This window comes from Thermomonas hydrothermalis, from assembly GCF_900129205.1.
Lineage (GTDB): Bacteria > Pseudomonadota > Gammaproteobacteria > Xanthomonadales > Xanthomonadaceae > Thermomonas > Thermomonas hydrothermalis.
The window spans coordinates 1-10,545 of the sequence record NZ_FQUK01000056.1; the positions used below are offsets into that span (position 1 = coordinate 1).

Consider the following 10,545-nt stretch of genomic DNA (forward strand, 5'->3'; position numbering starts at 1 on the left):
ACCGCCGAACCGCTGCTCCGAAAGTGGGTCTCTTGGGCACGACGGTGTCGGCTGACGCCCTTCAAGAAGCTCGGTGCCACCATCCGCGACCACCTCACCGGCATCCTGCGGCATTTCGACACCGGCCTGTCCAACGGCCAGGTCGAGGCCTTCAACGCCCAGATCCAGGCCGCCAAGGCCCGCGCCAAGGGCTATCGCACTGACGCCAACCTGATCGCCATCAGCTACCTGCTGTGCGCCAAGCTCAGGCATCTACCCCGTCACCCTTGGCTCCATGCTCCCCATCAGACATGAACCGTTTCCACTGGAATCGCGATTGAGCCGGAACGACCTAACCCCAGCAATCCCAGCAAATACTCCCCGTACCCGCTCTTCGCCAACGGCGCGGCCAATGCGCGCAGATGGTCGGCATCGATCCAGCCGTTGCGGTAGGCGATTTCCTCCGGGCAGGCGATCTTTAGCCCCTGCCGGCTCTCAATAGCCTCGACAAACTGCGCCGCCTGCTGCAAGGTCTCGAAAGTGCCGGTGTCCAGCCAAGCAAAGCCACGCCCGAGCGGCTGCACATACAGGTCACCGCGCTCCAGATAGGCGCGGTTGACGTCGGTGATCTCCAGCTCGCCGCGCGCACTGGGCGTGAGCTGGCGGGCGATGGCGATGGCATCGTTGTCGTAGAAATACAGGCCGGTGACGGCATAGTTGGAACGCGGTGCAGCCGGTTTTTCTTCGATATGGGTCGCCCGCCCCTGCGAATCGATACTGACCACACCAAACCGCTGCGGATCTTTGACCTGATAGGCAAATACGGTGGCACCGTGGGTGCGCTGGGCCGCCTGCCGCAGCATGGGCCCGAACCCTTGGCCATAGAAAATATTGTCGCCCAGCACCAGGCAGATCGCGTCTTCGCCAATAAACGGTGCCCCGATGATGAGCGCCTGCGCCAACCCATCTGGACTGGGCTGCACCGCGTATTCCAGCCGCATCCCCCACTGGCTGCCGTCGCCCAGCAGACGCTGGAACTGACTCTGCTCGTGCGGGGTGGTGATCACCAGCACCTCGCGGATGCCCGCCAGCATCAGCACGCTGAGCGGGTAATAGATCATTGGTTTGTCGTACACCGGCAGCAGCTGTTTGCTGACTGCCTGGGTGATCGGATACAGCCGGGTGCCGGAACCGCCGGCCAGGATGATGCCCTTGCGTTTCATGCCGCCCCCAACCGTTCCAGTCGATAGCTGCCGTCCAGCACCCGGGCCACCCAGTCCTGGTGACCGAGATACCAGTCCACGGTGTCCGCCAGTCCCTGTTCGAAGCTGTGCCGCGGCGTCCAGCCCAGCTCACGGCGCAGCTTGCTGGCATCGATGGCATAACGTCGGTCGTGCCCCGGACGATCCGCCACAAAGCGAATCTGCTCGGCATACTGGCGACCATCTGCACGGGGGCGGCGGGCATCCAGCAGCGCGCACACCGCCTGCACCACGTCGATGTTGTAGCGCTCGGCATTGCCACCGATGTTGTAGGTCTGCCCGACCTGACCGCCTGCCAGCACCGTGCGCAGCGCTTCGCAGTGGTCGTGCACATGCAGCCAGTCGCGCACCTGCCGACCATCGCCATAGACCGGCAGCGGCTCACCGGCCAGCGCCTTGGCGATGGTGAGCGGGATCAGCTTCTCCGGGAACTGGTAGGGGCCGTAGTTGTTGCTGCAATGCGTGGTGAGGGTGGGCAGGCCATAGGTATGGTGAAACGCCCGTACCAGATGGTCGGACGCGGCCTTGGAGGCCGCGTACGGGGAGTTGGGGGCATATGGGGTGTCCTCGGTGAAGGCGCCGGTGTCGCCGAGTGCGCCATACACCTCGTCGGTGGACACATGCAAAAAGCGGAACCCCGCCTGCGCATCCGGAGGCAAGTTTTTCCAGTAGTCGCGCACGGCTTCCAGCAGCACCAACGTGCCCACCACATTGGTCTGCACGAACGCGGCCGGGCCGTCGATCGAACGATCCACATGGCTTTCCGCCGCAAAATGCAGCACCGCCTGCGGCTGGTGCGTCTGCAACAGCGTGTCCACGAGGCGCCGGTCACCAATGTCCCCCTGCACGAACACATGCCCCGGATGTCCGCGCAGCGATGCCAGTGTGTCCAGATTACCGGCATAGGTGAGGGCATCCAGATTGATCACCCGCACCCCACGCTGCACCGCGTCCAGCACAAAGTTGCCGCCGATGAACCCGGCGCCGCCCGTGACCAACCAGGTCTGCTGCATCACAGCCTCCCGTCCACCGCATCCCGCGGCAGCACGCCTTTGACGTCGTACACCACACTTTGTGGCTTTACTAGGGGGTGAACCCATGCCTCGGGTGAAGCTACCAGACGGCGCAGGATTTCGATCTGCAAGTCTTCCGACGCCACGTGTTTCCCCACCCCTGTCGTTCATCGCATGAACAAAGCGACGATAGCCCGAGGCCTTGGCAAGAACAAATCTGCGTCGGGCTTAGTCGGCCGGAAAGTCGCCGAGCTCATCGGTCGGCACGATGGTTTGACTGGCGGATTGACCGTCCAACCGCGTCTGCCGATGCGCGCGCGGACGCGCTTCGGCGACCGCAGCCAGCATCACCCCGGCCAGTGCGCCGCAGGTGGCCATCAAAGTCAGCGTGCGCAAGGGATAGTCCACCCAGGAATGCGCCAACACGGCCACCAGCGCCACCCAACACGCCGAGGCCAATACCGCCTGCCGGCCCTGGCTGCGTGCCAGCCGAATCGCCACTGCAACCAACAGTGCCAGCACCAGCAGTAGCACCAGCATGCCGAGCCACCCCGTGGTCATCCACCATTGGGCATACTCGTTGTGGGCATGATTGACGTAGTTAGGCAACTGCAGCGCCGCAGGCGCCGCCTGCTCAAACGCCGGCACGAAACTCCCCACACCGCTCCCCCACGGTGCGTGCGTCGCGCCGATCGCCATCGCCGCCGCCCGCATCACGTGCCGTAGCTCATCCAGCTGATCCACCGCCATCCAGCCGATCCCGGCACGCACCCCGATGACGGCCAGCACCACCACCGCTACGGCCAGCAGCAGCCTGCCGGGCGTGCGCAGAATGCGCCGCAGCGGCACCACGTCGCTGGCAAAGACCGCCAATGCCAGCGCCGGCAACACGATCACCATGCCGGCACGCGACGTGGACAGCGGCACCATCAGCAGCAGAAACAGGGCCAGCCCCAGATACATCCAGTGCCAGTGCGGGCGCGTCTCGCCACGCAGAGCCCGCAGCTTGGCCTCGGCCGCCAACCCCACCGCCAGCACCATGCCGATGATGCACGCTGTCGCCTGATGATTGGTATTGACCAGCAGGCCACCGAAGCCATTATCGAACGCATACAAGCGCAAGTCGCTGTCGGGCGGCAAGCCAGCCTGAAAGAACGCAAATCCGACGTTGAACAGCACCAGCCCGAGCATCACCTGCAGCAGGCGCCTGCGCTGTACCGGCCACAAGGCACACGCCGCGAGAAACGCGGCCAGCGCTGGCAACAGCATCCACAGCCCGCGCTCGCTGGCATACGGAGTCAGACTCCAGTGGGGGCTCACCTGCACCCCCGCTGCCGTCAAATCGACTGCTAACGCCTGCCGCGCTGGCGGCAGCCGCCACAGCGCATCCGGGATCTGCAGGAGCTGCAATGCCGGCACCAACGCAATGGCCAGCGCCAACGCGATGCCGATCTGCACCCAGCGCGACGCACCTTCGACCAGCAGCAGCCAGGTCGCCAACAGCACGACCGGCAAGGCCAGCAGGGCCAAGGCCAGATCCAGCCCGGTATCGTCGACAGTGACACCGCCGCCCAGCCAACAGGCGACCAACAGCACGGACACGGCAGGAAGAAGCAGACGACGGGCAAACTCGGTCACAGGCATATGCCAAGCATAGCCTAGCGCCCCGCTCGTACGGCAAGCGCAATGCGTGATTGCCCAGCCCCAAAACGCAGCAGGGCAGGCGATCGCCTGCCCTGCAAGGAACAATTGAATAATGCGATCAGAAGTGACGGATGCTGGCGCTCAAGGGGCCCACCGGAGCGTCCTTCTCGTTGGTCAGCACCGCAGCACCCAGTGCAGCCACACCCGCGATGATCGCGGCATTGGCACCACTGACGCCACCGTTATTGGCCCAGCCGGCTACCTTGCAATCGGCCGGGACGGTATACACGCCAGGCTGGCGCAGCTCCATCTTGCAGCCGTTCTTGTACACCAGGGTGACGGCGGAACCGGCATTCACCATCACTTTATCGCCTGCCGCCACTGGCTGCCCGCTGTTGGCAGTCATAAAATCACCGCCGCGGCTGGTCATGGCGGAACCGGCATTGAGTTGGAGCACGATGCTGTCATTCTGCTGCTGGGCGAACGCCGGAGCAGACACGGCAACAGCGAAAGCAAACAGCGGAGCAACGAACTTGCGCATGGCGATCATCCTTGTCTTGAGGGGGACTTGAAGCCGTTATCGTCAACCTAACACCATTTTTTTAGCCGCGCAACCCCATCACGCTCTTTTTTCGTCAGTGCGCGTTCAGCCCAGGGCGAACCGTGACGTCGGTCACCCAAAGCTCGCCGGACAGACGCTGCGCAGCCCCGTTGGGCACCGGATTGACCAATCGCAACCATTGCCCTGGGCAGCCGGTCGCAGGCACCTCTACGTCGAGCACAAACCGGGTCCAGCCGAAGTTGCCGTCGAGCGGATCGCTGCGCGCCAGCACCCCGGCCGGGTCTGCACAGACCAGCTGCCACTGCAATCCTAGCTCGCTACGTAAGGCCGTGGCACGGGCTTTCAACGTGATCTGGTAGTGCCCCGGCGCCAGCAGCAAGGGATGGCTCAGCCCGGCCTCCGGGATCCGCCGGTCGAGAAAGCTGAAATAGGCCGCCTGCCCGCGTGCACCGGCAACCGGCACGAAATCCAGTAGTACCCCGGGAACGCGCTGAATGCGCCAGTCAAACCCGACATTGGTTGGCGGCATTGCGAAATCGCCGTTGTAGAGCAAGGGCAGCCGCCCGTCCGGCTTGGGCACACGACTGGCCCAGCGCGCATACGCCTCGCCCCAGCGCCCCTGCGCCAGCAACGCATCCAGCCAGCGTGCGTATTCCTCGGGCTGCAGCCCACCCTGGGCCTGCAACGCCTCAAGCACCCGGCCAGCAGCCTCCGGATTGCCGGAAGCAGGCCGTTGCAGCGCCGCCAACAGACTGCCGCGCCAGGGGGGGTCGTGTGCCAACTGACGCGCCAGGGCATCGGCAAATGCAGGCTGGGTGGCCATCTGGATCAGCGCCGGGAAGACCACGGCCGCACGCTGGGGGGAAAACCGCAAGAGCCGGTCGAGCTGCTGCAGCGCCTCGTCGAACTGACCACGTTGCAAGGCATGACGCGCCAGCCACAACCGGCTGACTGCATCGCGTGGGGCCCGCCGAGCCGCGATCTGGTACAGCCGCTCGGCCTGCGCCGGATCGTCATGTCGCTCGGCCACCTCCGCCAGAATGCGGAACGCCGGCCCATGTAGCGGTGATTGCGCGAGAATCCGGCGCGCAGTCGCGGCGGCGGCCTCCAGATCGCCCGCGGCAAGCTGACGCTCGGCCAGCACCTGCAGAGCAGCCGGGGCATCCGGCCGCCAGCGCAAGGCCGCTGGCGGATCCTGCTCCGCCAGCGCTTCGGTGCGCATCAGCCCAACGATGCGCCACCCTGCCAGCAGAACCAGCATGAACACACCCACCATCCAGACGACGCGCATGCGCTGACTCATGGCATGTCCTCCAGTGCCACTCCGGTCACCAGCCACAATCCTTCGCGCCAGCGTAGTCGCGCGACCAGCTGCTGTGCGGCCGGCTCTGCCCTGGTTTCGACCGTCGCCGTGAGCCTGGCACTTTCTGCACCGATCTGCCACTGCACCGAACCGAATCGAACCCGTTCCTGGCGCAACAGGCGTTGCCGGACGGCCTCGGCACCCTCCTGGGCAGCGGGACTGTTCCAGATCGGCGGCACCGTCCCACTACGAGCACGTAGGTAACGCAAGAGCGCTTCGCCGGTTTGCCGCGCCTGCTGCAACTGCCCAAAATCAGGCTCAGCCACAGCCGCGACCGCTTCGCCCCGGTCTGTCGCCAGCGGCACCGCTGCCGCAACCGCTTCCTGTCCGACCGGCTCCGACCCTGGTATCGACTCGATACGTTGCGGTGTACCTGCGTCCACCACGGCGCCGCTTGGCACTGTCGCTCCAGCCGCCGGAACGAACACCGGGCGCGTCTCGTCCGTCCCGTGTGCCAAAGCAGCCGCCGTTGCTACCGGCCGTTCACGCGACACCGTGCGCAACGGTGCCGCCGCGACGGGAGCGCGAGCACTGCCGTGTGCATGCGCTGTCTCAGAAACTCGACGTGATTTGACACCCCCTGCTGGCGGCGACTGCGTGACCACGGGCAGGCGTGTCGCCGGACTGGATGTGGCGCTCCCCAGCGCCGACCCCATGTCCGCTGCGTCCTCGATCAGCCCTTCGGGACTGCGCGCCATGTCGCGCCAGGCCAGCCAGAACAGCACCAGGCAGAGGCTCGACAACGCCAGGATCGGCCAGCGTTGCCGCCAGCGGTCAGACGGATCCGGCAAAGGCACCGGCATATCGCCCCATCCTCGGATCGTGGGCGGACGGGTGACCTGCATGCCCGTCTTGGCCTCAACCGCCGCCTGTTGCGCAGCCCGCTCCGCATCGTAGGCGCGGCGGCGTGCGGGCGTTCGTAGCTGATTCCAGGCAGCATTGACCCGCCCGGCAAACGCGGTGTCGTCCTCGCACCCGGACCGGTCGGGATGCAGCCAGGCTTGCAGGAGACGGTAATGCGCCTTGATCTGCTGCGCCGACGCATCCGCCGACACTCCCAACACCCGGTACGCATCGGCGCCCGGGAAGAACAGCACCTCCCGGGCATAAAAGCGAGCCGCCTCGCGCAACCGCTCGGGAGCCTCATTGAATGCTGCGGCGGCTTCGGACAACACTTCGGGGACGGTTCCGGCGGCAACGGCCAGCAGCCGGTCGATGCCCGTCGGCAAAGGGCGAACGCGCAAGGCATATCGCTCTGAGGGCGCCTGCAACAACGCCAGGGCCCACTCCAGCGCGCTCCCCTTCGCGCCGCCCATCGCCCCTCACCCCTTGGTCAACCGCGGCTTGCCGCCATAGGCGTAGTACGACTCGTAGTGATAGCCGTACCCATAGCCGTAGCCAGCAGTGCGGGCATCGTACTTGGTGAGCAGGCAGCCAACGATGCGCGCCCGCGCCACCAGCAGGCGCTTGAGTGCGGACTGACCGGCGCTGATCTTGGTTTTGGCGCTGTGAACCACCAGCAACGTGCCATCGACGGCGTTGCCCAGGATCGGCGCATCAGCCAGCCCCAGCACCGGCGGGCCGTCCACGATCACATGGTCATAGCGCTCGCAGGCCACGGTCAGCAACGACACCAGCTTGGAGCCGGCCAACAACTCGGCCGGATTGGGTGGTAGCGGGCCGGCCAGAATCACATCCAAGCGTTCTTCACCACTGGCTTGCACGGCCTCGCTAAACGTGCAGGCGCCCGCCAGCAGATTGCTCAGGCCCACCGCCGGCCGCAGCCGCAAGGTCTTGTGCAGTGACGGATTGCGCAGATCGGCATCCACCAGCAAGACCCGCTTACCCAACTGCACCAGATTGCGCGCCAAGGCCAACGCAGTGGTGGATTTGCCCTCCCCCGGCCCGCTACTGGTGACCAGCAACGTGCGCGGCACGCCGTGATCAGTGGCGAACTGCAACGCCGTCCGTACCGAGCGATAGGCTTCGGAGAAGGAGGACTGTGGATTGGCTGCGGCGTCTGCCACGTTTTCTTTCGGCCCCAGCTTGGGGATGACGCCCAGCACCGGCAGCTTGAGCTTCTGCTCGATGTCATCCGGGGTCTTCAAGGTGTCATCGAGGAACTCGAGCAGGAACGCCAGCAGCACCCCCAGCACCCCGCCCAGCAACAACCCAATGGCCAGGTTCAACACCAAATTGGGTTTGTAGCGCTTATCTGGCACTTCCGCACGGTCGATGATGGAGATGTTGTTGGCACGCACATCCCCCGCCACGCCGACTTCCTTGTAACGCTGCAACAGCCCGTCATAAAGCTGCCGGTTGGTGTCCACTTCGCGCTTGAGGATGTTGTACTGGATGCTGCGCCCATCGACATCCAGTGCCTGGGCACGCAGTGCCGCGATCTGCTGGCTCAGCATCTGCTCCTGCCGGACTGCGGCATCGTACTCGGCCTTGACCGAAGCACGCACCGCATCGGTTTCCTTGGCGATCTGCCGATCCAGCTCGTCGATCTGACTCTTGAGCTGCAGCATCTCCGGGTACTCCGGTTTGAAGGTCTGCAGCTTCAGCTGGTATTGCGCTTGCAGCTGCCCCTTTTGCTGCTGCAAAGCACGGATGTTGGAGTTGGCAATCATGTCCGGCGGCATCGCGCCGTTGAGTGCCTGCTGCCAGCGGGACTGGGCACGGATCCGCTGCTCCTGTGCTTGCGCCAATGCATTATTGAGCTGGACTAGGTTCTGTGCAGCCAGCGACTGCCCTTGCTCCCCGGTGTTGACCAGGTTTTCCTTCTGCGCAAACTCCACCAGTTTGCGCTCGGATTCTTCCAGCTTGGCCTTGGTCAGCTTGAGCTGCTCTTCCAGGTAAGTCTTGGCGTAGGACGATGCCCCAAACCGGCGCTCGAGCGATGCTGCGATGAAGCCTTCGGCAATGGCATTCGCCGTCCTGGCTGAAAACTCAGGCGATGGGCTATCGAAATTGACACGCACCAGACGCGAGTTACGGATCGGCTCTACATCAAGATGCTTGCCAATGAAGTCTGCCGCATCGCGCAAGTCATCAAAAGCCCCCTGGCCAGCATTCGACGGCACCAGACCGGCTGTTTTTTTCTTAGCCTTGGGATTGAGCAACGCGAGCATTCGCCCCAGCCACCCCTCATCCTGCAGGCGCTCAAGGGTGGCGCGATCCACATTGAGCTCATTTGCCACACGCTCGGCCAAGGCCCGGCTCTTGATGAGTTCGTACTGGGTCTGCAGGAATGTCGGATCGTAACCACTTTCTTCACCGGGCTGAATGCCATTCACCTGCACCACTTGGATACCGGATTTCTCCAGCTGCAGCACTGTGGATGCACGGTAGATCGGTGTCGCGGTCAGGGTCACGAGCAGAGCAAGTGCAACAACCGCCACCAGCACTCCGACGATCAAGCGCCGACGCTTGACCAGCACATGCCATAACGCGCGCAGATCGATCTCATCCTCGTCGCGTTGCTGGTCGTTCTGAAGCTCCAGCGCCAGCATCGCGCTAGGACGCAGTTGCGCCAAGGCTGCCGCCTGTGGCTCAGACCTGGCCGGCAGGCGGGCATCGTCACCGGAAGGCCCGGCGGGTAAGCGTTCGTCGGTCATCGTCAAATCGTCCTTGAATCAAGGGAAGAACCAGCGGAAAACGCCAATCGCTGGCGCACTCTCAATGAAGCGGCGATAGGCCGACTTGCTGCCGGACTGCTCGACCACCACGATGTCATCGCCATAGACCTGCGGGTCTTCGATCAGCCCCCTGCGCACCTGACGCAGATCGAATACGGCCGCCATGCGTTTGCCGTTGACCTGCCGCATCAGCACGATTCCGCCGAGGTCGGCAATCTTGTCATCGATCCCCCCGGCCAGTGCGATCGCCTGCAACAGGGTGGTCTTGCCTGTAATCGGGTAGATCCCCGGCTTGTTGACAGCGCCTTCCAGGGTGATCCGCTGGCTGGTGTACTCCTTGACGAAGACGGTAACCTGCGGATTCTGCAAATAGCCGTCGGCGTAACGCCGAGCCAGCTCAGCCTCGAGCTCTGGTACGGTTTTACCGCCGGCAATGACGGTCCCGATCAACGGCAGCGAGATCTGGCCGTTGGAGTTGACCCGTACCTCCTTGTCTAGCTCCTGCACACCGAACACACTGATACCGAGCAGATCCTGCGCGCCAATCCGGTAATCGGTCGCCCCCTGATAGGCACCCGACGCAGTCGTCGTATCCGGCGGCGGCAGGGCATTGCCAGACACCGCGTTGACCTGTTCTCTACGGACAGCTTCTGTGCTGGAGCAACCTGGCAGCACCATCAGCGCGCTCAACAGCGCCAACAGCACGGACAACCCGATGCGCATGTTCCATCCTCTGCCTGCGGGGGAGCATTGCATTATGCGGAGTCCACCCGAATGCGCAAGCATCTGTATGAGTCCACCACCTTTGGCACTCGGGTTGGTGCTGGAGCAGGAAGTGTAGCGGGGGTCGCTGGCCGAGGGCGTGGTGGGGGCGCTCGGCGTTGTAGAAGACGAGCCAGTTGGCCAGCTGCTGGTTGAACGCATCCAGGTCGGTAAAGAGCAGGTCTTCGTGGTAGTCCACGAAGGACTCCTGCACGGTTCGATTGAAGCGTTCGACATGCGCGTTCATCTTGGGTGTCTTGGGATACGTGTACCAGCGCTGGATCCCCTGCGTGGCGAGCGCCTTGGAGAAGTCGGCCTC

Annotated in this window: 10 protein-coding genes; 1 reads left to right on the plus strand and 9 read right to left on the minus strand. The window is 64.2% G+C overall.

Annotated elements, in window-relative coordinates; translation table 11 throughout:
- Positions 1 to 294, plus strand: a 294-nt coding sequence (locus BUA29_RS11105; protein ID WP_143148931.1) for a transposase, incomplete at its 5' end; no start/stop codon positions are given.
- Here the strand turns inward: BUA29_RS11105 and rfbA are convergent.
- The 9 genes from rfbA to BUA29_RS12555 form a co-directional block, all read right to left on the minus strand.
- Entirely contained in the window at positions 285 to 1,202 is a 918-nt protein-coding gene (gene rfbA / locus BUA29_RS11110) for a glucose-1-phosphate thymidylyltransferase RfbA (RefSeq protein WP_072756607.1), read from the minus strand. The two genes, BUA29_RS11105 and rfbA, sit on opposite strands and share 10 nt — an antisense overlap.
- Positions 1,199 to 2,254 (minus strand): dTDP-glucose 4,6-dehydratase, encoded by a 1,056-nt coding sequence (rfbB, locus tag BUA29_RS11115; protein WP_072756608.1) that lies wholly within the window; start codon positions 2,252 to 2,254, stop codon positions 1,199 to 1,201. The genes rfbA and rfbB overlap by 4 nt, the downstream gene beginning before the upstream one ends.
- Positions 2,255 to 2,482: 228 nt before the next feature.
- Positions 2,483 to 3,898: an O-antigen ligase family protein gene (locus tag BUA29_RS11120; RefSeq protein ID WP_072756609.1), complete on the minus strand. Its 1,416-nt coding sequence runs from the start codon at positions 3,896 to 3,898 to the stop codon at positions 2,483 to 2,485.
- 118 nt (positions 3,899 to 4,016) lie between these two features.
- Entirely contained in the window at positions 4,017 to 4,439 is a 423-nt protein-coding gene (locus BUA29_RS11125; protein WP_143148932.1) for a hypothetical protein, read from the minus strand.
- Positions 4,440 to 4,533: 94 nt separating this feature from the next.
- A complete protein-coding gene (locus BUA29_RS11130) occupies positions 4,534 to 5,763 on the minus strand; it encodes a tetratricopeptide repeat protein (RefSeq protein ID WP_072756611.1) in 1,230 nt (409 codons plus the stop codon).
- On the minus strand, positions 5,760 to 7,139 hold the full coding sequence (locus tag BUA29_RS11135; RefSeq protein ID WP_072756612.1) for a DnaJ domain-containing protein: 1,380 nt from the start codon (positions 7,137 to 7,139) through the stop codon (positions 5,760 to 5,762). The genes BUA29_RS11130 and BUA29_RS11135 overlap by 4 nt, the downstream gene beginning before the upstream one ends.
- A 6-nt stretch (positions 7,140 to 7,145) precedes the next feature.
- Entirely contained in the window at positions 7,146 to 9,443 is a 2,298-nt protein-coding gene (locus BUA29_RS11140) for a GumC family protein (protein WP_072756613.1), read from the minus strand.
- Positions 9,444 to 9,461: 18 nt separating this feature from the next.
- Positions 9,462 to 10,187 carry a polysaccharide biosynthesis/export family protein gene (locus BUA29_RS11145; protein ID WP_072756614.1) on the minus strand — a complete coding sequence of 242 codons (726 nt, stop codon included), beginning with the start codon at positions 10,185 to 10,187 and terminating at the stop codon, positions 9,462 to 9,464.
- Positions 10,102 to 10,473, minus strand: a complete 372-nt coding sequence (locus BUA29_RS12555; protein WP_425443781.1) for an integrase core domain-containing protein — start codon at positions 10,471 to 10,473, stop codon at positions 10,102 to 10,104. Before BUA29_RS12555 ends, BUA29_RS11145 begins: the two co-directional genes overlap by 86 nt.
- Positions 10,474 to 10,545 lie beyond the last annotated feature (72 nt).

Excerpts from the sequence above, each read along its gene's own strand:
- rfbA (WP_072756607.1), bottom strand. The coding sequence starts at position 1,202 with ATGAAACGCAAGGGCATCATCCTGGCCGGCGGTTCCGGCACCCGGCTG.
- rfbB (WP_072756608.1), bottom strand. The coding sequence starts at position 2,254 with ATGCAGCAGACCTGGTTGGTCACGGGCGGCGCCGGGTTCATCGGCGGC.
- BUA29_RS11120 (WP_072756609.1), bottom strand. The coding sequence starts at position 3,898 with ATGCCTGTGACCGAGTTTGCCCGTCGTCTGCTTCTTCCTGCCGTGTCC.
- BUA29_RS11125 (WP_143148932.1), bottom strand. The coding sequence starts at position 4,439 with ATGCGCAAGTTCGTTGCTCCGCTGTTTGCTTTCGCTGTTGCCGTGTCT.
- BUA29_RS11130 (WP_072756611.1), bottom strand. The coding sequence starts at position 5,763 with ATGAGTCAGCGCATGCGCGTCGTCTGGATGGTGGGTGTGTTCATGCTG.
- BUA29_RS11135 (WP_072756612.1), bottom strand. The coding sequence starts at position 7,139 with ATGGGCGGCGCGAAGGGGAGCGCGCTGGAGTGGGCCCTGGCGTTGTTG.
- BUA29_RS11140 (WP_072756613.1), bottom strand. The coding sequence starts at position 9,443 with ATGACCGACGAACGCTTACCCGCCGGGCCTTCCGGTGACGATGCCCGC.
- BUA29_RS11145 (WP_072756614.1), bottom strand. The coding sequence starts at position 10,187 with ATGCGCATCGGGTTGTCCGTGCTGTTGGCGCTGTTGAGCGCGCTGATG.
- BUA29_RS12555 (WP_425443781.1), bottom strand. The coding sequence starts at position 10,473 with ATGAACGCGCATGTCGAACGCTTCAATCGAACCGTGCAGGAGTCCTTC.